Origin of the sequence: Rhizomicrobium sp., from assembly GCA_037200385.1 — a bacterium.
GTDB lineage: Bacteria > Pseudomonadota > Alphaproteobacteria > Micropepsales > Micropepsaceae > Rhizomicrobium.
Genome location: JBBCGL010000001.1, coordinates 909,692 through 929,976, shown reverse-complemented (window position 1 = coordinate 929,976; position 20,285 = coordinate 909,692). Strand labels below are relative to the sequence as shown.

At 67.0% G+C, this 20,285-nt stretch carries 20 protein-coding genes and 1 tRNA gene; 16 read left to right on the top strand and 5 right to left on the bottom strand.

From position 1 onward, the window contains the following. Positions 1–36: 36 nt before the first annotated feature. Positions 37–342 (bottom strand): DUF4282 domain-containing protein, encoded by a 306-nt coding sequence (locus tag WDM91_04435; GenBank protein ID MEI9993819.1) that lies wholly within the window; start codon positions 340–342, stop codon positions 37–39. A 143-nt stretch (positions 343–485) separates the two neighbouring features. Here WDM91_04435 and argC point away from each other — a divergent pair, with 143 nt between their 5' ends. The 5 genes from argC (at position 486) to WDM91_04410 (ending at position 4,229) form a co-directional block, all read left to right on the top strand. After that, positions 486–1,436, top strand: coding sequence for an N-acetyl-gamma-glutamyl-phosphate reductase (gene argC, locus WDM91_04430; GenBank protein ID MEI9993818.1), 951 nt, complete (start codon positions 486–488; stop codon positions 1,434–1,436). A gap of 3 nt (positions 1,437–1,439) precedes the next feature. Then, positions 1,440–2,162 carry a phytanoyl-CoA dioxygenase family protein gene (locus tag WDM91_04425; GenBank protein ID MEI9993817.1) on the top strand — a complete coding sequence of 241 codons (723 nt, stop codon included), beginning with the start codon at positions 1,440–1,442 and terminating at the stop codon, positions 2,160–2,162. Continuing rightward, positions 2,162–2,779: an FMN-binding negative transcriptional regulator gene (locus WDM91_04420; GenBank protein ID MEI9993816.1), complete on the top strand. Its 618-nt coding sequence runs from the start codon at positions 2,162–2,164 to the stop codon at positions 2,777–2,779. Before WDM91_04425 ends, WDM91_04420 begins: the two co-directional genes overlap by 1 nt. Positions 2,780–3,005: 226 nt before the next feature. Beyond that, positions 3,006–3,368, top strand: a complete 363-nt coding sequence (locus WDM91_04415; protein ID MEI9993815.1) for a hypothetical protein — start codon at positions 3,006–3,008, stop codon at positions 3,366–3,368. Between the two features lie 9 nt (positions 3,369–3,377). Then, positions 3,378–4,229 carry a hypothetical protein gene (locus WDM91_04410; protein ID MEI9993814.1) on the top strand — a complete coding sequence of 284 codons (852 nt, stop codon included), beginning with the start codon at positions 3,378–3,380 and terminating at the stop codon, positions 4,227–4,229. A gap of 6 nt (positions 4,230–4,235) precedes the next feature. On the opposite strand, the gene WDM91_04405 is transcribed toward WDM91_04410, so the two are convergent. Both WDM91_04405 and phaC read right to left on the bottom strand, forming a co-directional pair. After that, positions 4,236–5,174: a hypothetical protein gene (locus tag WDM91_04405; GenBank protein ID MEI9993813.1), complete on the bottom strand. Its 939-nt coding sequence runs from the start codon at positions 5,172–5,174 to the stop codon at positions 4,236–4,238. 61 nt (positions 5,175–5,235) lie between these two features. Further along, positions 5,236–7,074 carry a class I poly(R)-hydroxyalkanoic acid synthase gene (phaC, locus tag WDM91_04400; protein ID MEI9993812.1) on the bottom strand — a complete coding sequence of 613 codons (1,839 nt, stop codon included), beginning with the start codon at positions 7,072–7,074 and terminating at the stop codon, positions 5,236–5,238. 184 nt (positions 7,075–7,258) lie between these two features. Between phaC and WDM91_04395 the strand changes: the two genes are divergently transcribed. The 6 genes from WDM91_04395 (at position 7,259) to WDM91_04370 (ending at position 14,994) form a co-directional block, all read left to right on the top strand. Beyond that, the gene (locus WDM91_04395; protein ID MEI9993811.1) at positions 7,259–8,659 is read left to right on the top strand and encodes an OmpA family protein; all 1,401 of its coding nucleotides are present in this window, start codon (positions 7,259–7,261) and stop codon (positions 8,657–8,659) included. Positions 8,660–8,828: 169 nt separating this feature from the next. After that, a complete protein-coding gene (locus tag WDM91_04390) occupies positions 8,829–10,043 on the top strand; it encodes an LL-diaminopimelate aminotransferase (protein MEI9993810.1) in 1,215 nt (404 codons plus the stop codon). Then, entirely contained in the window at positions 10,040–11,320 is a 1,281-nt protein-coding gene (locus WDM91_04385; GenBank protein ID MEI9993809.1) for a homoserine dehydrogenase, read from the top strand. The genes WDM91_04390 and WDM91_04385 overlap by 4 nt, the downstream gene beginning before the upstream one ends. Continuing rightward, the gene (glpX, locus tag WDM91_04380; GenBank protein ID MEI9993808.1) at positions 11,317–12,318 is read left to right on the top strand and encodes a class II fructose-bisphosphatase; all 1,002 of its coding nucleotides are present in this window, start codon (positions 11,317–11,319) and stop codon (positions 12,316–12,318) included. Before WDM91_04385 ends, glpX begins: the two co-directional genes overlap by 4 nt. A 185-nt stretch (positions 12,319–12,503) precedes the next feature. Beyond that, positions 12,504–14,306 (top strand): single-stranded-DNA-specific exonuclease RecJ, encoded by a 1,803-nt coding sequence (gene recJ / locus WDM91_04375; protein MEI9993807.1) that lies wholly within the window; start codon positions 12,504–12,506, stop codon positions 14,304–14,306. Then, complete coding sequence (locus WDM91_04370; protein MEI9993806.1) at positions 14,299–14,994, top strand: class I SAM-dependent methyltransferase; 696 nt, start codon at positions 14,299–14,301, stop codon at positions 14,992–14,994. The genes recJ and WDM91_04370 overlap by 8 nt, the downstream gene beginning before the upstream one ends. Before the next feature lie 257 nt (positions 14,995–15,251). Here WDM91_04370 and WDM91_04365 read toward each other — a convergent pair whose 3' ends face one another. Next, positions 15,252–15,893 (bottom strand): aspartyl/asparaginyl beta-hydroxylase domain-containing protein, encoded by a 642-nt coding sequence (locus WDM91_04365; protein ID MEI9993805.1) that lies wholly within the window; start codon positions 15,891–15,893, stop codon positions 15,252–15,254. Positions 15,894–15,983: 90 nt separating this feature from the next. Here WDM91_04365 and WDM91_04360 point away from each other — a divergent pair. Together WDM91_04360 and WDM91_04355 are read left to right on the top strand one after the other, a co-directional pair. Further along, positions 15,984–16,058, top strand: a tRNA-Glu gene (locus tag WDM91_04360). 411 nt (positions 16,059–16,469) lie between these two features. Continuing rightward, a complete protein-coding gene (locus tag WDM91_04355) occupies positions 16,470–17,018 on the top strand; it encodes an SET domain-containing protein-lysine N-methyltransferase (GenBank protein ID MEI9993804.1) in 549 nt (182 codons plus the stop codon). Here WDM91_04355 and WDM91_04350 read toward each other — a convergent pair. Next, the gene (locus tag WDM91_04350) at positions 17,004–18,518 is read right to left on the bottom strand and encodes a sulfotransferase (GenBank protein MEI9993803.1); all 1,515 of its coding nucleotides are present in this window, start codon (positions 18,516–18,518) and stop codon (positions 17,004–17,006) included. The two genes, WDM91_04355 and WDM91_04350, sit on opposite strands and share 15 nt — an antisense overlap. A gap of 79 nt (positions 18,519–18,597) precedes the next feature. Here WDM91_04350 and WDM91_04345 point away from each other — a divergent pair, with 79 nt between their 5' ends. The 3 genes from WDM91_04345 (at position 18,598) to WDM91_04335 (ending at position 20,285) form a co-directional block, all read left to right on the top strand. Then, positions 18,598–19,014, top strand: a complete 417-nt coding sequence (locus tag WDM91_04345) for a DUF3617 domain-containing protein (protein MEI9993802.1) — start codon at positions 18,598–18,600, stop codon at positions 19,012–19,014. A 46-nt stretch (positions 19,015–19,060) separates the two neighbouring features. After that, the gene (locus WDM91_04340; GenBank protein ID MEI9993801.1) at positions 19,061–19,837 is read left to right on the top strand and encodes a Sir2 family NAD-dependent protein deacetylase; all 777 of its coding nucleotides are present in this window, start codon (positions 19,061–19,063) and stop codon (positions 19,835–19,837) included. A 307-nt stretch (positions 19,838–20,144) separates the two neighbouring features. Beyond that, positions 20,145–20,285, top strand: a complete 141-nt coding sequence (locus WDM91_04335) for a hypothetical protein (GenBank protein MEI9993800.1) — start codon at positions 20,145–20,147, stop codon at positions 20,283–20,285.

The following is a 20,285-nucleotide window of genomic DNA, read 5'->3' as shown; positions in this document are numbered from 1 at the left end:
CCGAGCGGCGGGCTGGCCTTGCCGTCCCGGCGACTATCAGGGCCTGGGCTGGCTGTTGTGCGCGAGGATGCCGAGGCGCGCGTTGATCGAGAAGATCACGATCCAGGCCTCGCAGACGATCCGCCACAAGATGGTCCACAGCACGCCCAGGACCAGCGCAAGAAGGACGCCGCCGATGCCGGGATGCCCGCCATAAGTGCCGGTGTATCGGCTCATCAGACTCATGCCGAGCATGCCGGCCAGCGTGGCGAGCACGATCAGCACCAGGCCGATCCAGTACGCGACCTTGATGAGCACCGGTGCAAGGAATTTCTCGAAGCTGAAGAGATCGCTGAATTGCATGCTATTTCCCCCATGGTTACAGCCGCGATTCCGGCTGCGGCGGCAGGCTGGCACGGACAAACGGCCGCTGCCAGCACGGCGCATGCCCGATGTGCCGGGCAAGCCCATGGTTCGATGGGCGGTTCTTCTGCTAAGCAGAAAACATGAACAGGAAAATCTTCATCGACGGGGCCGCCGGCACGACGGGACTCGAGATTCGCGAGCGCCTGGCGGGGCGCCGCGACCTTCAGGTCGTGCAGCTCCCCGATGCGGCGCGCAAGGATCCGGCGGCGCGCGCGGCGGCGCTCAACGCCGCCGACGTGGTGATCCTCTGCCTGCCGGACGAGGCGGCGCGCGAAGCGGTCTCGCTGATCGAGAATCCCGAAGTGCGCGTGATCGATGCCTCGAGCGCGCATCGCGTGGCGCCGGGCTGGGTGTTCGGCTTTCCCGAATTCGCGCCCGGCAATTACGACGCCATCGCCGCGGCGAAGCGGGTGACCAATCCGGGCTGCTGGGCGACGGGATTCCTCGCGCTGGTGGCGCCGCTGGTGCGCGCCGGACTCGTGCCGGCCGGAACGCCGCTCACGGCCCATGGCATCTCGGGCTATTCGGGCGGCGGCAAGACGATGATCGAGGAGTTCGAGAAGCCAGATTCGCCGACTTATGTCGAGACGGTGGCGCGGGCCTATGCGCTGCAGCTGGCGCACAAGCATATCCCCGAGATGACGGAACGGGCCGGGCTCGCGCATCCGCCGGTCTTCTCGCCCTATGTCGGACGTTTCTATCGCGGCATGATCGTCGAGGTGCCGCTGCATCTGCGGATGCTGGACGGCGCACCGAAGGCCGCCGACCTCCGGGCCGCGCTGGCCGACACCTACAAGGATCGTCCGTTCGTCGAGGTCGCCGGTCCGGCAGAAGCCGCGGCGCTCAAGACGCTCGACGCCGAGATGCTCAGGAACACCAACAAGCTCAAGCTTTACGTATTCGCGAACGAAAAGACGGGGCAGGCGCGGCTGAGCGCGGTGCTGGACAATCTGGGCAAGGGTGCCTCGGGGGCGGCGGTGCAGAACCTCAATGTGATGCTCGGCTTGCCCGAGACGACCGGCCTCGTCTGAGCGATGACGATCGACGAGGCGCTGGCGGCGGCGGGTGTGACGGCGAGTTCGCTGATGGAAGCCGATGCGCGGATGCTCGACGCGCAAGGCTATGTGATCCTGCGCGGTGCGGTGGCGCCCGACGTCCTGGAAAGGTTGCGCGAGCGCTTCGAAGCCTGCGTCCTCGCCGCCGACAGATGGCCGGTCCCCCGCGAGCGGAGCCTGCGCCATGCGATGCTCGACAACGATGCCGAGGCCCGCAGCTTCTGCCTGTCGCCGCAGATGCTGGCCGCGGTCGCACGGGTGATCCCGCATCGCTTCTTCCTGACGGCGGTGCAAGGCCGCGATCCGCTGCCCGCCGGCGGCTACCAGGCGCTGCATCGCGACTGGCCGGACGACGATCCGGACTCGCATATGGTCTCCGCGCTGGTGTTCCTCGATCCGTTCGGCCCGCACAATGGCGCGACGAGGCTTGTTCCCGCCACGCACCGCGACGCCGGCGCCATGCATGGCCTCGGCGACCCCGACGGAAATCATCCGGCCCAGATCGTCGTGGAAGGGCAGGCCGGCGACGTTCTCGTCTTCCATGGGCGGCTGGCGCATTCGGGCATGCGCAACATGACGGGCGCGCCGCGGCGTTCGCTGCTGGCCTGCTATACAAGCCATGCGGCCTACGCTCAGCGGCCCGAGACGCGCGAGCTTGCGGCGCTCCCGGCGCTCGACCGCTATCTGCTGGGGGCCGATTGATGTATCGCCCGCCCGCCTTCGCCGTCGACGATCCCGCGATGCTGCGGGATTTCATCCGCGCCAATCCCTTCGCGGTGGTGATGCTGGCGCAGGCGGACCGGGTGGCGATCGCCTATGCTCCGGTCGTGCTCGATCGCGACGGGCAGCGCTTGCGCTTCCATCTCGCCGCCGGCAATCCGGTGGCGCGGGCGGCGGACGGTGCGCGGCTGCGGCTGTCCTTCCTCGGCGCGCATGCCTACGTCTCGCCCGATTGGTACCGCAGCCAGGGCATGGTGCCGACGTGGAATTACAGCGCGGTCGAGGCCGAAGGCATCGCCCGCAAGACCGATGTGGCGGAGCTGCGCGCATTGCTCGACGAGTTGTCGGCGGCGGAAGAAGCCTTGCTGCTGCCGAAGGCGCCCTGGATCGCGGACAAGGTGGGCGAGGCGCGCATGGCCGCGCTGCTGAACGCGATCGCGGGATTCGAAGTGACGCTCGAGTCGTTCGCGGGAAAGTTCAAGCTGTCGCAGAATCTCAAGCCGGAAGACTTCGCCGGTGCGCTGGACGGTCTCGAAGCGCGGGGCGACGCCGCCGGCGCGGCGGTCGCGGCGCAGATGCGCAAAACGCGCAAAACCTAAGGCGCCGCCGACGCAAACGGCCGGCGCAGGTCGCGGACCGCTCAGTGTTCATCTTTTCGGCCGTGCCGAAATCCAAAGTAAATACGATTTAATATCTACATGATCCTTGTTATTTACTGTATTCATTGTCCGTGATACGCATGCGACCGTAGTACGTAGCGTGGGGTGCTTTGAATTCGCCTCGATTTGTTTCATTTCGTTTTGATCTTTTTTCAAGGGGAACGACATGGCACCGAGGAAGACGAAAAAGCCGTCCGGCGGGAAGGCCGCGGCCAAGGCGAAGATCACGACACTGGCCTATGGCGAGGAGAATCCGCCGATCACCACGCTGGTGTGGGGCGAGGAGCATCCGCCCATCACCACGCTCGCCGTCGGCGAAGAACATCCCATCACGCTGATCGCCGGCGAGAGCGGGCCGGTGACGACCCAGATCGCCGGCGAGGACAAGCCCGGCGGCCCGACGACGAAGAAGAAGGGCGAAGAGGGGCCGCCGATCTCGACCCTGGCGCTCGGCGAGGAGACGGTGTTCACGACCATGATCTATGGCGAGGAACATCCGCCCATCACCCAGATCGCCGGCGAGAAATAGCGGCACCGGATGCTTGTCGTCGCGGGCGGCCAGTACGATCCGAATATCGGCTGGCTGCTGCGGCGCGTGCTGGCGCGCGGCGTGGCGTTCGCCGACATCCTCAACGGGCCGACGCTGAAGCCGGACGTCGTCTACGATTTCGCGCGCGGCGGCCTGACGCTGAGCGGCAAATCCTTGAAGCCGACCGGACTGTTCATCCGGCACAACGTGTTCCTGGAAGGCTATTCCGATCCCGCGGAAGCACACGCGGAGGCGCTGAACTGGTTCTATTTCCTGCGTGGCTGGGCTTGCGCCGATCCCGCCATACGCTGCTTCAACCGCTCCGCCAATGGCGCGGAGAACAACAAGGTCGAGAACCTGCACGCCGCGCGGGCCGCGGGCCTGCGGATACCCGAGACGACGATAGCTTGCGCGCCGCCGCCCACGAAGACGGCGTCGATCCGCAAGCCGGTGGCCGGTGGCGAGTTGACGGAGGCGCTGGACGAGGGGCGCAGGGCCGATCCGCCGTCGCGCTGGCGACCTTATTTCCATCAGGCGAGGCTCGGCCGGCCGGAGCTCCGCGTCTTCGTGATCGGCCGGCGCCTGTTCGGCTGTGCGCTGACCTCGGCGCATGTCGACTACCGCGACGACAACGACACGAAGCTGGAGCCGGCAAAGGTGCCCAAGGCGGTGGGGCTGGGTCTCCTGGCGCTTTGCGAGACGCTGCAACTGGATTTCGCCGCGGCCGATTTCATGCTGGACGGCGCCGGCCGCTACCGCTTTCTCGAGATCAACACCCAGCCCATGTTCATCGCGTTCGACAAGGCCCTCGGCGGCGCCTTATGCGATGCGATCATCGATCATCTCGCCGCGCCGCCGTGACGCCCGCTATTCGAGGCCCGGCTGCAGCTTCTCCCGCGTGCCGCCGACCGAGGCGTAATAGCCCGGACCGTCGGGACCGTTGTCGTCGTAATCGCTGGTGACGTCGACATTGTAGTTTCGCCCCACCGAGTCATGCACCCAGCCGGTGCCGAGCTGCGTGTTGTAGGTGCCGGCCAGATCGCTGTCGTCGCAGCTTCCCTGCTCGGCGCAGGCTTTCGATGTGCCGGCGCCATGCGCGCTGCCGCGATCCGTGTCGTTGCCGATCGGCTGCGGGATCACCACCGCCTGGCAGCGCGTCGCGGCGGCGACGCCGCCCGCTTCGGCGACGGCATGCCGGTCGCCGCGCGCCAGAGCGATGCGCATGACGAGACCGTAGCCGCCCGGATCGGGTGCCAGGAAAAACCGATAGTAGAGCACATAGCCGTGATAGTCGCCGGCCTGGAGCTGCGCGGTCTGGTAGGCGCCGAAGGCGGGGCCGGGCTGGAGTTGCGCGTTCTGATTGGTCAGCCCGGAGACCGCGAACTGGATCAGCGCTTCGGGCGAGGTGAATTGCGGTCCATACAGGCCTTGCGCCTGGCCGGAATTGATCGCGACGCCGCCATAGCTCGCGATCCCCGAGCGGTCGCCGGACGCGGCGGTGAAGGCGGTGCCGTTGGCGTTGCTGTCGATGACGCTCCAGCCCGCCGGCGCGAAGGTGCGGCATCGGCCGCTCTCGAGCGGATCGAGCGGAACGGCGCCGCGTCCCGCGCTGCCGTCCAACAGACCGCCGAGGACGCCGCCGCCATTGCCGCTGGACGCCGTCCCATGGCCGGGCGCGGGGGGCGTGCCCGGCGCGAAGGTCTGCACGAGATAGACGGCGGCGATGACCGCCAGGAAGAACACGATCCATTTCGGCCGGTTCTCCGGCGCCGCAATCTTTTTCCAGTCGAACGGCTCGCCCGCCATCGCGTTTCCCCCTCGCGCAAGCGGCGGAAGCATAACACAGGCCCGGCAGCCGGTCCGGCCTCTACTGCGCCTTGATCTTCACATACGTGCCCGGCGCGTCGCCCAGCACCGGCAGCTTGCCGTCGCCGGGCTTGCGGGCGGGGACCATCTTGCCCGACAGCTTCGACAGCCACTTGTCCCAGTCGGGCCACCAGGAGCCGGAGTGCTCCTTGGCGCCTTCGACCCATTTGTCGACCGTCGCGGGAAGCTTGTCGTTGGTCCAGTACTGGTACTTCTTCGCGACCGGCGCGTTGATCACGCCCGCGATATGGCCGGAGCCCGCAAGGATGAAGCGGATCGGTCCCTTGAACAGCTTGGTGGTCTTGTAGATCGAGCGATAGGGCGCGATATGGTCTTCCTTCGCCGATTGCAGGTAGACCGGAAGCTTCACTTTCGAGAGGTCGAGCTTGACCCCGCCCAACTCCATCTTGCCGCGCGCCAGGTTGTTCTCCTTGTAGCATTCGCGCAGGTAGAACAGATGCGTCTTCTCCGGCATCCGCGTGGTGTCGGAATTCCAGTAGAGCAGGTCGAACGGCACGGGCTGCTTGCCCAGCATGTAATTGTTGATCACGAAGGACCAGATCAGGTCGTTGGCCCGCAGCATGTTGAAGGTCGTCGCCATCTTGGCGCCTTCGAGCACGCCGCCGGCGTTCTCCATCTGCTGGTGCAGTGCCTCGAGCTGCGCCTCGTCGACGAAGACGGTGAGGTCGCCCGCCTCGCTGAAATCGGCCTGCGCCGCCCAGAAGGTGGCCGAATGGATCCGGTCGTCGCCCTTGGCCGCCATGTAGCCCAGCGTCGCGGTCAGCAGCGTGCCGCCGATGCAGTAGCCGACGACGTTGGGATCGCGCACGCCGGTTGCTTCGTGGACGGCATCGAGCGCGGCGAAGATGCCCTCGCGCATGTAGTCCTCGAAAGTCTTCTGCGCGAGGCGGCGGTCGGGATTGATCCAGGAGGCGACGAACACCGTGTAGCCCTGGCCGACCAGCCATTTGATGAACGAGTTCTCCGGCCGCAGGTCCATGATGTAGAACTTGTTGATCCAGGGCGGGAAGATCAGCAGCGGCCGCTCGTGGACCTCGGCGGTGACCGGATCGTATTGCAGCAGCTCGAGCAGCGCGTTGCGGAAGATCACCTTGCCGGGCGTCGTCGCGATGTTCTCGCCGATGCGGAAGGCGTCGGCCGACTGGCGGATCGAGAGCTGGCCGTGGCCGCGGTCGATGTCCTCCAGCAGGTTGTCGAGCCCCTTGACCAGGTTGTCGCCGCTGGATTGCAGCGTGGCGCGCAGCACTTCCGGGTTGGTGAGGATGAAATTGGTCGGCGCGATCGCGTCCGCGAATTGCTTGGTGTAGAAGCTCACGCGCTTGCGGGTGTCGGCATCCAGGCCCTCGACATTCGCGACCGTGCTCTGCATCCAGTTCGCGGTCAGCAGATAGCTCTGCTTGATGAAGTCGAAGATCCGGCTCTCCTGCCAGTCCTTGTCGCGGAAGCGCTTGTCGCCGGGCTTGGGCGCCACGGCGGGCTCGACGTCGCTGCCCATCATCCGCAGCGCGGTCTTCTCCCAGAGCCCCATGAAATCGCGCCAGAGCTGGAACTGGGCGTCGACGATGGCGGTGGGATGTTCCACCATCGCGGTCATCAGGGCGGTGAACGGTGCCGCGATGTTGAGCGGATCGACGGGCGCCTTGCCGGAAGAACCCTGACGTTTGAGGAAATCGGCGAGCAGCTTCTGCGACTGTTGGCCCACCCGGACCATGTTGCGCGCGAACTCGCCCGGATCGCCCAGCGTATAGCGGTTGGCGCCGTCAGCACCTTCCACGGCCGGCTTGGCGTCTCTCCCCGTATCATCGAGCTTCTTTTGCATGGCGGTCACCGGCTCGTATCGTGTCCGTTGATAGCGCGCGGCCTCGCAAGGCTGCAAGGCGGCTCCGGCCTAGGGCCATTTGCCACAAGATTTCATGGATTTGAATGCCTTGGCGGCTTGGAAGCTAGGACCCGCACCTGTATACGGGATGCCATTGGAATATCGACGAGTCTGAGGCTGACGCATGACCAAGACCGTGGTGCGCCTGGCGGCGGTGATGGCGTTCGCGCTTTGCACCGGCGCATGTTCGACCCTTGACGACATGCTCTCCGACGACACCCCCGCGCCGGCGGGTACGCCTGCCGCGGATTCGACCGGCTTTCCGCCGGACACGGCGCCTCCGGGCGCGACGGCCGATGCGAGTGCGCCGGCGCCGTCCGCCGCACCGTCCAATGACGGCAATCCGCTGGCTGCCGGCACCCAGGCCGACACAAGCGCGGCCGCGCCGCCGGCCGACACCGCGCCTGCCGCCACGGCAGACAACACCGCGGCGCCAGCGCCGGCCGCGCCACCGCCCGATCTGGCCGCCGTGCCCGAGAAGCCGAGCGGCACGACCACGCCGGACGAGCAGCGCGAAGCCGCGGACTCGCTTGCCGCCGACCGGGCCAGGACCAATTACAGCGGCGAAGCGTTGCGCGGCGGCACGGAGCCGGCCGCGGCGCCGCCGGGGCCGCCCGCTGCCGACACCGCCGTCGCGACGGCGACACCGCCTTCGACGCCGACGCCCGACAATGCTCCGGCACCGGCCGCCAGCACGCCGGCCGCCAGCGCACCGGCGCCCGATAGTGCCGCGCCGGCCAGCGATGCCGCGCCGGCGCCCACAACCCGCGTCGCGTCCGCGCCGGTCGCCGCACCGCCCGGCAGCCAACCGGCGGTTCCCGCCAATGCCGGCGTTCCGGGCGCCCAGCCGGGCGTGATGTCCGACGCGCAGCTCGGCTTCAGGCCATCCGCCGCGCCCGCGCTCGATCCCAGCATCTCGCAATTCGTGGCGCAGCCGATCATCGCGCGCTACCAGCAAACCGCCTCCAATGCCGGAATCGCGACCGGAACGATCAGGCCCTTGTCGGCGGATCAGGCGATGGCCGCCGCCGTGCCGCTCAAGCGGCGTGGCCGGGCGACGGCGGTCGGCGGGCCGGAAGCGATGACGGGATCCGTGGTCGCCAATCTCGACGTCCTCAATGGCACCGGCAGCAGCACGCCGAGCGTCTATGCCAATCCGGCCGGCATGCCCCCGGCCGCGGTCGTGATGTTCCCGGGCGATGGGACGGCCCTCAATGCGGCCGGGCGCGCCCAGATCCGCGCGGCGGTCGAAACCTTCCAGCAGCGTGGCGGCAGCGGCTTCATCAAGGTGATCGGCCATTCGTCGAGCCGCACGTCGAACATGCCGGTGGAAAAGCATCTCGAGGCGATCTTCGCCAAGTCGCAGCAGCGCGCCAACGCCGTGGCGCGGGAGATCATCCGCGAAGGCGTGCCGGCCAGCCGGGTGCTCGTGGAAGCGGTCGGCGACAGCCAACCCGTCTATTACGAGTCCATGCCGCAGGGCGAGGACGGCAATCGCCGGGCCGAGATCTTCATCCAGGGCTGAGGCCGCGAACTGCGCAAACATCCCACGCGGCCGCATCCGAGCCGGCTCGCGCTCTGCGGCGGACGCGGATGAAGAATGCCCTCTAACATCATTGACGGGACAGCCTTTTTGCCCTGATGTTGCCGCCCGCGAGGCGTTGCTTCGCGCAGACATAACGGTCCGAAACCCAATGCAAACCGACTTTTACCGCATCAAGCGGCTGCCACCCTACGTCATCGAGGAAGTGAACATCCTCAAGGCGAAGGCGCGGGCGGCGGGCGAGGACATCATCGACTTTTCGATGGGCAATCCCGACATGCCCACGCCGCAGCACATCGTCGACAAGCTGATCGAGACGGCGAAAGACCCACGCTCCAACCGCTATTCCGCCAGCCGCGGCATCAAGGGCCTGCGCAAGGCCTATAGCGCGTTCTACGCCCGCCGCTTCGGCGTGAAGCTCGATCCCGACAGCGAGGTCATCGCCAATATCGGCTCCAAGGAGGGCTTCGCCAACCTCGCCCAGGCGATCACTGCGCCCGGCGATGTCGTGCTGGTGCCCAACCCGGCCTATCCGATCCACGCCTTCGGCTTCATCCTGGCCGGCGCCGCGATTCGCCACGTGCCCGCGCGCACGCCGGAAGAATATCTCAGCCATCTGAGCCGCGCGGTGAAGCATTCGGTGCCGTCGCCGCTCGCGCTGGTGGTGAACTATCCCTCCAACCCGACCGCGCAGGTCGTGGGCCTCGACTTCTACAAGGAGATCGTAGCCTTTGCGAAGAAGCACGAGATATGGGTGCTCTCCGACCTCGCCTATGCCGACATCTATTTCGACGACGCCAATCCGCCGCCGTCGATCCTGCAGGTCGACGGCGCCAAGGACATCGCGATCGAATTCCAGTCGCTGTCCAAGACCTATGCCATGCCGGGCTGGCGCATGGGTTTTGCGGCGGGCAACAAGCATCTGATCCACGCGCTGGGCCGCATCAAGTCCTATCTGGATTACGGCGCCTATACGCCGATCCAGGTCGCGGCGACCACGGCGCTCAACGGCCCGCAGGACTGCGCCGACGAGATCCGCGCCATCTACAAATCGCGCCGCGACGTGCTAGTCGACTCGATGAAGCGGGCCGGCTGGGAGATCCCGTCGCCACCCGCCTCGATGTTCGCCTGGGCCCCGGTGCCCGAGAGCTATCGCGAGAAGGGCTCCATGGAGTTCGCAAAACAGTTGCTGATCCATGCCAAGGTCGCCGTCCTGCCGGGCACGGGCTTCGGCGAATACGGCGAGGGCTATGTCCGCGTGGCGCTGGTCGAGAACGAGCACCGCATCCGCCAGGCGGCGCGCAACGTGAAGAAGTTCTTGTCGCTGCGGGTCAACGAGCCCGCCGAGCTGGAACACGCGAAGTGAAGCCTCTGAAGATCGCGATGGCCGGCCTGGGCACGGTCGGCGGCGGCGTCGTCAAGGCGCTGGGCGATCCGCAATTGGCGGAGCGGGCAGGGCGCAAATTCGAGATCGTCGCGGTCTCCGCCCGGGACCGCAAAAAGGATCGCGGCTTCGACGCTTCGGCGCTGAACTGGACGGACGATGCCGTGGCGTTGACGCGCTCGGACGCCGACGTCGTGGTGGAGTTGATCGGCGGCGAGGACGGCATCGCACTCGCCGTGGTCGAAGGCGCGCTGGAAGCCGGCAAACACGTCGTGACCGGCAACAAGGCGCTGCTCGCCAGGCATGGCGCGCGGCTGGCGGCGCTGGCCGAGAAGAACGGCGTGGCGCTCAAATGGGAAGCGGCCGTCGCGGGCGGCATCCCGATCGTCAAGGCGCTGCGCGAGAGCCTCCTGGCCTATGGCGTCTCCACGGTGCGCGGCATCCTCAACGGCACCTGCAACTACATCCTCACCCAGATGGAAGCGACCGGGCGTACCTTCGCCGACGTGCTTGGCGAGGCGCAGGCGCTCGGCTATGCCGAGGCCGATCCCGAGCTCGACGTCGGCGGCGGCGACACCGCGCACAAGCTTGTCCTTCTGGCGAGCCTGGCGTTCGGCACCATCCCCGACCAGAAGAACATCGCGGTCGAGGGCATCAAGGGCATCACCACCGAGGACATCCGCTTCGCGCGCGAGTTCGGTTTCCGCATCAAGCTCCTGGGCATCGCCCGGCGCACGCCCCAGGGCATCGACCAGCGTGTGACGCCGTCGATGGTCAAGACCGGCATGCCGCTCGCCCATGTCGACGGGGTGTTCAACGCCGTGATGGCCAATGCCGGGCCGGCCGGGCGCTATTTCTTCGAAGGCCGCGGCGCCGGCGAGGCACCCACCGCCCAGTCGGTGATCGCCGACCTGGTGGACATCGCGCGGGGCAATTTCGGGGCCGCGTTCGGCTGGCCCGCCGCGACCCTCAAGCCGCTCCAGCCATCCGATCCGGGGGCCGCGACTTCGGCCTATTACCTGCGGTTCGAGGTGCTGGACGTCCCCGGCGTCCTGGCGGATATCGCCGGACATCTGGCCGAATCGCGTGTTTCCATCGAAAGCATGATCCAGCGGGGCCGCAGCCCGGGCGAACCGGTCTCGATCGTCATGATAACCCACGAAACCTCACAGGCTTCGGTGGAACGCGCCTTGAAGGCCATTGCCACCTCCGACAAGGTGCGCGCGCGCCCGTGCATGATTCCGATGGAGGCAGCTTGAACACCAAGACTATCGTCGCGCCCGGCCAGACCAGCCCGCTCGACCGCGCCTTCGCGCTGGAAGCGGTCCGCGTCACCGAGGCCGCCGCCATCGCCGCCGCGCAGCAGATCGGCCGCGGCGACGAGCATGCCGCCGACCACGCCGCCGTCGAGGCGATGCGCATCGCGTTCAACTCGCTGCCGATCTCCGGCACGGTCCGGATCGGCGAGGGCGAACGTGACGAAGCGCCGATGCTCTTCATCGGCGAAGAGGTCGGCACCGGCGGGCTCGCCGTCGACATCGCGCTCGACCCGCTCGAGGGCACCACGCTCACCGCCAAGGCGATGGCCAACGCGCTGGCGGTGATGGCGATGGCCGAACCCGGCACGCTGCTCAACGCGCCCGACACCTATATGGACAAGATCGCGATCGGGCCGGGCTATGCCGAAGGTGTCGTCGACCTCGATGCCGATCCGGCCGAGAACATCCGTGCCCTCGCGAAGGCCAAGGGCGTCAGGCCGCGCGACATCACCGCCTGCATCATGGACCGGCCGCGGCATGAGGAGCTGATCGCCAAGGTCCGTGCCTCCGGCGCGGCGGTGAAGCTGATCACCGACGGCGACGTCGCCGGCGTGATCGCCTGTACCGATCCCGCGACGGGGATCGACATCTATATCGGTCAGGGCGGCGCGCCCGAGGGCGTGCTGGCCGCGGCGGCGTTGCGCTGCGTCGGCGGCCAGATGCAGTCGCGCCTGGTGTTCCGCAACGAAAGCGAGCGCGAGCGCGCCGCCAAATGGGGCATCAAGGATCTCAAGCGCAAATATTCGCTGATCGAGATGGCCTCGGGCGACGTGGTGTTCGCCGCCACCGGCGTGACCGACGGCTCGATGCTCGACGGCGTGCATTACGACGGCAATTTCCTCACCACCCACTCGGTGGTGATGCGCTCGGCGACCGGCACCGTGCGCTGGATCAAGGCCCGCCACGTCCGCGCCCGCCATCTGAAGGATGAGCAATAGCCGTTGTCATCTCCGGCCGAGTGACGCGCAGCGTCGCGAGGGAAAGGGGACCCAGGTCGGAAACACCGTCACGGTGATTGGCACCTGGGTCCCCTTCCCCTCGCATTCACTTCGCTCATGCTCAGCCGGGGATGACAGTTGTGGCTGTTTCCACACGCCTGTCAGACTCGTGCCATACTAGTGCGATGTCGCAGCCTCTCCGCAAAGAACAGGAACCCACCGCCGCCCTCGGCGTCGCGCGCTCCTTCACCGGGCGGCGCTGGCGTCTCGCGGCGGGCGACGACGCGGCGGCGCAGGTGCTGGCGCGCGACAAGGCCATCTCGCCCGCGCTGGCCCGGCTGCTGCTGGCGCGCGGCGTCGCGGCCGCCGACGTCGCGGATTACCTCAATCCCACGCTCAGGCGCTTCCTGCCCGAGCCCCTGACCCTCAAGGACATGGACAGGGCGGTCGCGCGCGTCTTGCGTGCCATCGAAGCCGGCGAGAAGATCGCGGTGTGGGGCGACTACGATGTCGACGGCTCGACCTCGGCGGCGCTGCTCAGCGAGTTCTTCGCCGCGCTGGGCGTGCAGGCGCGCATCTACATTCCCGACCGCATGACCGAAGGCTACGGCCCCAATGCGGCCGGCCTGCTGAAGCTGAGGGACGAGGGCACGGCGCTCGTCGTCACGGTCGATTGCGGCGCCGGCGCGGTGGCGGCGCTGACCGCCGCGCGCGACGCAGGCCTCGATGTCGTGGTGCTCGACCATCACGCGGTGGAGACGCCGCCGCCGGCCTATGCGCATGTCAATCCGAACCAGCCCGGCGACACGTCCGCGCTCGGCCATGTCTGCGCCGCCGGCATCACCTTCCTGTTTGTGGTGGCGCTGAACCGCGCCCTGCGCGACGCTGGGTTCTACGCGCGCAGGGCCATCGCGGAGCTCGACCTGCGCAATCTCGTCGATCTCGTCGGTCTTGCCACCGTCGCCGACGTCGTGCCGCTGATCGGCGTCAACCGCGCCTTCGTCCGGCTGGGGCTGATGCGGCTCAACACGCTGGAGCGCCCGGGCTTTGCGGCGCTCTCCAAAGTCGCGAACATCGCGCCGCCCTTCACGCCTTATGCGTTGGGCTTTCTCTTCGGCCCGCGGATCAATGCCGGCGGCCGCGTCGGCCGATCGTCGCTCGGCGTCGAGCTGCTCACCGCGACGGATCCCGTGCTGGCGGACGAGCTTGCGCTCGCTCTCGACACCCACAACCGCGAGCGCCAGGCGCTGGAGAAGATGATCCTCGACGATGCCATCGCGCTGAGTGCCGAGGACGCGGCGCCGTTCCTGCTCGTCTCGAAAGAGGGCTGGCATCCCGGCGTGGTGGGTATCGTCGCGGGCCGCCTGAAGGATCGTTACGGCAAGCCCGCCTTCGTCGCGGGCTTCGAGGGCGGTTATGGCCGCGGCTCGGCGCGCTCGGTCGCGGGCGTCGATATCGGCGCGATGATCCGCGTCGCGCGGGACGCAAAGCTCATCGACACCGGCGGCGGTCACGCCATGGCGGCGGGCTTCGGCCTGAGGCCGGAGCAGGTCGACGGCTTCCGCGCCTTCCTTGCCGAACAATTCGCCAAGGCCGGCGCCGCGCTCGGCGCCGCGCTCGAACTGGAGCTCGACACCGTGGTCTCGCCCTCCGGCGCCACCGTCGCCCTGGTCGAGGAATTCGCCCAGGCCGGCCCCTTCGGCGCCGGCAATGCCGAGCCGCTGGTCGTCATCCCCGACGCCCAGGTCGTCTTCGCCGACACGGTCGGCAAGGATCACGTCCGCGTGCGACTCGCGGGCGGCGACGGTTCGCGGATCGACGCCATCGCCTTCCGGGTCGCCGACATGCCGCTGGGCAAGGCGCTGCTGGCGTCACGCGGCAAGCGCATCCATGCCGTGGGCCGGCTGCGGGCCGATGAATGGCAGGACAACAAGCGCGTGCAGCTGCAGATCGACGATGCCGCGCCCGCGGGAGCCGCCGATGTCTGACGAGGAGCGCGGCCTGCTCAGTCCCTATTTCGACGCCCGCGCGGTCGAGGAGCAGGTGGCGCGGGGCAACCACCGCGCCGTGGTCGGCGGCAAATGGGAATATCTCGGCAAGCTGCAATGCGACTTCCTGATCGCCAACGGGATGCGGCCGGAGCACTTCCTGCTCGACATCGGCTGCGGCGCGCTGCGCGGCGGCATCCATGCCGTGGCTTATCTGGAGCCCGCGCATTATTTCGGCACCGATATGAACCAGCCGCTGCTCGACGCCGGCTACGACCAGGAACTCGTGCCGCTCGGCCTCGCGCCAAAGCTGCCGCGCGCCTATCTCGCCTGCAACGCGGACTTCGATTTCCCGTGGGACGTGACCTTCGACTACGCGATGGCGCAGTCGCTGTTCACCCATCTGCCGTTCAACTTCATCCGCTTCTGCCTGGCGCGGCTGGTGCCCAGGACGCGCCCTGGCAGCCTGTTCTTCGCGACCTATCACGCCGTGGCCGACAACGCCGACGTCAACGCCCCGCGCCTGCTCCAGGGCGGCCGGGTGAGCCATCCGGTCAGCGACCCGTATCACTACAAATTCCGCGACCTGGAATACGCCTGCGTCGAGCTGCCCTGGCGGGTCGCCGCCGTGCCCGACGCGCAATGGCCGCATCCGAGGCAGAAGCTGGTCCGGTTTGAGCGGCTTTAGGGCTCGGACTCAATTGCAAAAGGTTGTCATGGCCCGAGAATGCGGGCCACCCAGTTGGGTTCTGCAGTATGCGGATTTGTTTATGCGTCCTTGCGAACGTTTGGGATTTTCGCAGGACTTCACCTGGGTGGCCTGTATTCGCTGGCCATGACAGGTTTTTGGTTAGGCCGACGGCGGTCGAGTCCGACCCCTCGGGCCGGGGCCCCATCGGCGTCTGCCTTACCCAAATGACAGTAGGGCCGCTCGCCTCCGAAGCGCTAGACAACCGCCCGATCGAACATCTCGAAAATCAGATGCACCCGGTCCGCGGCCCCGTCATTGCGCACCGCGTGCGGCACGACGTTGTTCAGCTCATAGGCGTGGCCCACGCCAAGCTGGAAACGCTCGCCGTCCACCGTGAACCACACGGCGTCGTTGGTGATCAGCGGCACATGGATCTTGTGCGTCAGGTGGTTCGACACGCCCACGTCGATATGCGGGTCGATCTTGCCGCCCGCCGCCAGCCGCGCCAGCATGACTTTCGAAAAATCGGGTGCCGCGAGGTCGTAATGCGCCGCGACCTGTCGCATCACCGGCTCCAGCGTCTCGCGCCAGCGCGTCCAGAAATCCGTCGCGTAATAGGATTCCGGCCCCTGGCCCCGGCTGAAGCGCGCGATGATGTGGCGGGTCTGGCGGAAGCATTCGAAATCGTTCGCCTTGCCGGCATTCTCCGCTTCCCATTCGCCGTCCGCAATGCCGCGCACCCCGTCCAGCAGGGAACCGATATCGACTGCGCAGACCTCACGGAACGTCGCCGGCTTGACGACCGGCGTACGGCCGGAGCGCAGCAGTTCGGCCATCACGGCAAGCTGCTTCGGCGTCATCGCCGCCTTCGGCTTGGCGAGGTTTTCCTGCGACATGGCGGCAACCTAGCATTGCCGCCGGCCCGCCGAACAGCCGGGGTTGCCAAGGGCGATTTCGGCCTTTATAGCCCGGCCTTCCTGGACCAAGCGCTCTTCGTCTATCGGTTAGGACTCCAGATTTTCATTCTGGCAAGACGGGTTCGACTCCCGTAGAGCGCACCACCCTACGCCGCTTCGCGGCTTCGGGTGGCAGGCCACCGCCACATCATTCGGCGTAGGGTGTCTCCCGAAGCTCCGGAGGAGCGCAGGGAGACTGCCGATATGTGGTAAGTCCATTTTCTCGAACTTAACAACAAGGACATCATGTCGGGTCGACGGACGATTTGCGTCGCCGATTCGCGTCCCATAAAAAGGGGCAAGTGATGTCGACCAAATCGCTGCTTCCGGCCAAGTTGAAGTGTTACGTCGCCGTGCAGACGGAGCCCCACGCTCGTCAGCTCGAACGATACTTCAAGTCGGGTTCAGGGAAAGCAGTGGCAAAAAAAGGTTTTTGATATCCTGAACCCGACCCCGCCCAACGCGTTCTTCAGCCGCTGTTATCATTGCGCGTGTCGTACTGAGTCGCGCTCGCCCATGAAACCCTATCTCCCTCGCTCCTGGGTCAGCCCCAAGCTCGTTCCCGGCGAATCCAAGATTCACTATGACGGTGTGCTCGCCGTTGCGCCCATCGCAAAAGGCGAGAAGCTCATGGAGTTCGGTGGGCGGCTCATCTCGCGCCATGAATCCGAAGAAGGGCCTTACCGGGTCCGCTCGATCTGGATCGTGGGCGAAGACGCCTATCTCGCGCTGCCCGAAAGCGACGTCGATCCCAGCCTCGACGAGAACCTCAACCATTCCTGCGACGCCAATGCCTGGCTGGCCGACGAGGTGACCCTGATCGCGCGGCGCGACATCGCGGCCGGCGAGGAGATCACGATGGATCAGGGGACCTGGAATTTCGACGAAAGCGAATACACGGTCGACGCCGAGGATTGCACCTGCGGCGCGCCCGACTGCCGCGTCCGGCTTACCGAACGCGATTGGACGCTCCCTGCGGTGCGGGCGCGCTATGAAGGCCACTTCCATCCGTTCGTCCAGGCGATGATCGACGCGGAAACCGATCCGGTGTCAAAAGTCGCCTGAGCCGCCGCGCCAGTCTTCCAGCACCGGTCCGAGGGCGGATTTCAGCGGCCCGAGCCAGGGCTCGAACGGGCGCCAGCTTTCGAGCCCGGCGGTGGAGATCGGCCGGCGGACCTGCTCGGCGCTCGCCGTGCGCACGGCGCGGCGGTTCTCATGGAAACGCAGGCAGCCGGGCTCGAACCCGACGCCGCAATAGGCGAGCAGACGGCGGACTTCGCCCTCCGGATCGGCGACCAGGTCTTCGTAGATCACGCGGTGTATGCGGCCCGGCAACACGGCATCGAGATGCGCCATCAAGCGGACATAGTCCGCGTAATAACGGCCCAGATCACCAAGCCCATAGCTGAAGGGCTGTCCGGCGGCGAAATTCTGCTTGTACGCCGACAGGCCGCAGGCGAGGGGATGGCGGCGGACGTCCACGATCTTCGCATTCGGCAGGATCAGCTGGATCAAGCCCACATGCACGAAATTGTTCGGCATCTTGTCGATGAAATAGGGTCGCGCCGCGCGGCGATAGACGCGGGTGCGGGCGAGGTAGGCTTCGCCCAGCGTCCGCAATCTTTCGCCATCGAGGTCCGCGAGCGCCCCGGGATAGGCGTTGAAATCGAACGGTCCGGGTCCCATCGCCTCGCGGGCGACGGCGATCATGTCGGCCAATTCCATCGTGCCTTCGATCGCGGAATGGCTCGCGAGGATCTGCTCCACCAGAGTCGAGCCCGAGCGGGGCAAGCCTACGATGAAGATCGGATCGGCCGCGGTGCTGCCCAGTCCCGCGCGCGCCGCGAAGAAGGCCGGCGTGAACAGCGTCCGGGCGCGCGCGACATAGGCGGTCAGCTCGCCCGCGTCGTAGCGCAGCGTGCTGCGCTTCAGCGCATTGCCCATGTCGTATTGCGCAAAGGCGGACGCGGCGTCGCCGTCGTCTTCCAGCGCCTTGCCGAGCGCAAAGTGCAGCGCGGCACGTTCGGCCGGCGGCAGCGCGCTCTGCACAAGGCCGCGCATCGCCGCGACGTCGGCGGCGGAGAAGCGGACCGTCTTCAGATCGGCGAGGCTCCACCACGCCTCGCCGCCCGGCTTGAACGTCAGGCTCATGCGATAGGCTGCGACGGCACCGTCCGCGCGGCCGGCGGTCTTGAGCGCATGGCCGAGCTGCAGCCAAAGCCGTGCATCCTCCGGCGCCAGCGCGAGCGCCGCTTCATAGTCCGCGATGGCCGCGTCGTAGTCGCCGAGCTGTCCCAGCGCAGCGGCGCGGAACGCACGATAGGCGGCATTCTTCGGCTCGGCGGCCAGGAGCTTTGCGGCCTGTGCGGCTGCACCGGCAGGATCGCCGAAATGCTGGAGGAGCAGGGTGGCGTAGCGCTGCCGCGCCGCCGTGAGACCGGGCGCGTGTTCAAGGCACGCTTCGAGAAGCCGGCGCGCGGTCGCGAAATCCGCGGCGCGGATGGTGTCGTCCACCCGACGCAGTTGCGCCAGGGCGGCGGGGGATGGATTTGCCGGTCCGGTCATGCCCCATCATGGCACGGCGCGCGGCGCTTCCAACGCCCCGCCGCCCTGTGCCAAAGTCGCGCAAAGCCCGGGAGGATTCATGCTTCGCAGAGGATTTTTGGCTGTCGTGGCGCTCGCCGCGCTGGCGCCGGTCGCCGCCTTGGGCGGCCATGGCAAGGCAGGCCTGTGGTCGAGCACGACGACCATGTCGATGCCCACCATGGCGGCCCAGACGCATTCGGCGACCTATTGCATGACGCCTGCGGAGGTGAAGACCGATGCTCCGCCGCCGGGCAACAAGGAGTGCAGCTATCAGAACGTGCGCCTGCAAGGCCATGCGATGTCGGCGGACATGGTCTGCCACGGCCAGTTCGAGGCGACCGGTCATTTCGAGTCCGACTACGACAGCGACACGCACTACACCGCGAAGATCACGATCGATACCGGCGGCATGAAGATGACGAACACGGTGGAAGGCCACTGGCTGAAAGCCGACTGTGCCGGGGCGAGCCATTGACGATCCGCCGCGTCGCGGTCCCACAGACCTGCCGGAAGACCGGACGATGAATGGACCGCATCACCCGGTCGATCCGGCCTCCGGTGCGGATGCGCTTGCGCACCTGCTCCATGCGGCGCAGAGGGTCGTGGTGTTCACCGGGGCCGGTATCTCGACCGAATCCGGCATTCCCGATTTCCGCTCGCCCGGCGGCATCTGGACCAAGATGATGCCGATCAACTTCGACGATTTCGTCGCCTCGGCCGAGGCGCGGCGCGAGAGCTGGCGGCGCCGCTTCGAGATGGAAGAGACCTGGAACGCCGTGAAGCCGAATGCCGGGCACGACGCCGTGGCCGAACTGGTCCGGCGCGGCAAGGTCACCCATGTCATCACCCAGAATATCGACAATCTGCACCAGGATTCCGGTGTGCCGGAAGACAGGGTGATCGAGCTGCACGGCAACACCCGCTACGCCAAATGCCTCACCTGCGGCGCGCGGATGGAGATCGCCGATATCCGCAAGCATTTCGAAGCCGAGGGTGACGCACCCGATTGCCTGTTCTGCGGCGGCATCGTGAAGACCGCAACCATCTCGTTCGGCCAGGCGATGCCGGAGAAGGAAATGGAGCGGGCGCAGGAGGCGACGCTGGCCTGCGATCTGATGCTGGTGCTGGGCTCCTCGCTGGTGGTTTATCCCGCCGCGGCCTTCCCGCTGATGGCCAAGCGCAACGGCGCCCGCTATGCCATCGTGAATCGGGAGGCGACCGAGCAGGATCCTTACGCCGATCTCGTCGTGCATGAGGGCATCGGCGCCACGATGATGGCAGCGCTCGCAGTGCTCTAGCGGTTATGGAACCCGCAACGGCTGCTGGCATTGAATCAGCAATGATCGAGCTGGACGAGCATTATGAAGGAACCTCACGCAAAATCGCACCAGACCGCGCAGTCCGATACTCAGCCGGACTTATCGGCGCTGAAATTGTGGGTTCGCCCGCGGCTGCGTCGGATGGATATCGGCCTGTCGGAGGCCACCCCGGGCGGCAACGCTGAAGGCGATGGCACGTCCTGATCATAACGCCTGCCCGGCTGTAGCCTACTGACAACATCACCGGAAGCTGCTAGCGTCGAGTCAGCAACATCGGAGCAGCCCCATGAGTCACGAGATCGCCGAGATCCGCCCCGAAGCCGTTGCGCTGCGCCAAGCCTGGACGACGCCCGCGATGCGAGTCCTCAATGCCTCCCAGAGCGAGCTCGGCGTCGGAGCCACTGTCGACGTTGAAGGCCATTCCTGA

Excerpts from the sequence above, each read along its gene's own strand:
- WDM91_04405 (MEI9993813.1), bottom strand. The coding sequence starts at position 5,174 with ATGGCGGGCGAGCCGTTCGACTGGAAAAAGATTGCGGCGCCGGAGAAC.
- phaC (MEI9993812.1), bottom strand. The coding sequence starts at position 7,074 with ATGCAAAAGAAGCTCGATGATACGGGGAGAGACGCCAAGCCGGCCGTG.
- WDM91_04335 (MEI9993800.1), top strand. The coding sequence starts at position 20,145 with ATGAGTCACGAGATCGCCGAGATCCGCCCCGAAGCCGTTGCGCTGCGC.
- WDM91_04415 (MEI9993815.1), top strand. The coding sequence starts at position 3,006 with ATGGCACCGAGGAAGACGAAAAAGCCGTCCGGCGGGAAGGCCGCGGCC.
- recJ (MEI9993807.1), top strand. The coding sequence starts at position 12,504 with ATGTCGCAGCCTCTCCGCAAAGAACAGGAACCCACCGCCGCCCTCGGC.
- WDM91_04370 (MEI9993806.1), top strand. The coding sequence starts at position 14,299 with ATGTCTGACGAGGAGCGCGGCCTGCTCAGTCCCTATTTCGACGCCCGC.
- WDM91_04435 (MEI9993819.1), bottom strand. The coding sequence starts at position 342 with ATGCAATTCAGCGATCTCTTCAGCTTCGAGAAATTCCTTGCACCGGTG.
- WDM91_04420 (MEI9993816.1), top strand. The coding sequence starts at position 2,162 with ATGTATCGCCCGCCCGCCTTCGCCGTCGACGATCCCGCGATGCTGCGG.
- WDM91_04365 (MEI9993805.1), bottom strand. The coding sequence starts at position 15,893 with ATGTCGCAGGAAAACCTCGCCAAGCCGAAGGCGGCGATGACGCCGAAG.
- WDM91_04425 (MEI9993817.1), top strand. The coding sequence starts at position 1,440 with ATGACGATCGACGAGGCGCTGGCGGCGGCGGGTGTGACGGCGAGTTCG.
- WDM91_04395 (MEI9993811.1), top strand. The coding sequence starts at position 7,259 with ATGACCAAGACCGTGGTGCGCCTGGCGGCGGTGATGGCGTTCGCGCTT.
- WDM91_04340 (MEI9993801.1), top strand. The coding sequence starts at position 19,061 with ATGAATGGACCGCATCACCCGGTCGATCCGGCCTCCGGTGCGGATGCG.
- argC (MEI9993818.1), top strand. The coding sequence starts at position 486 with ATGAACAGGAAAATCTTCATCGACGGGGCCGCCGGCACGACGGGACTC.
- WDM91_04345 (MEI9993802.1), top strand. The coding sequence starts at position 18,598 with ATGCTTCGCAGAGGATTTTTGGCTGTCGTGGCGCTCGCCGCGCTGGCG.
- WDM91_04350 (MEI9993803.1), bottom strand. The coding sequence starts at position 18,518 with ATGACCGGACCGGCAAATCCATCCCCCGCCGCCCTGGCGCAACTGCGT.
- WDM91_04355 (MEI9993804.1), top strand. The coding sequence starts at position 16,470 with ATGAAACCCTATCTCCCTCGCTCCTGGGTCAGCCCCAAGCTCGTTCCC.
- WDM91_04390 (MEI9993810.1), top strand. The coding sequence starts at position 8,829 with ATGCAAACCGACTTTTACCGCATCAAGCGGCTGCCACCCTACGTCATC.
- WDM91_04410 (MEI9993814.1), top strand. The coding sequence starts at position 3,378 with ATGCTTGTCGTCGCGGGCGGCCAGTACGATCCGAATATCGGCTGGCTG.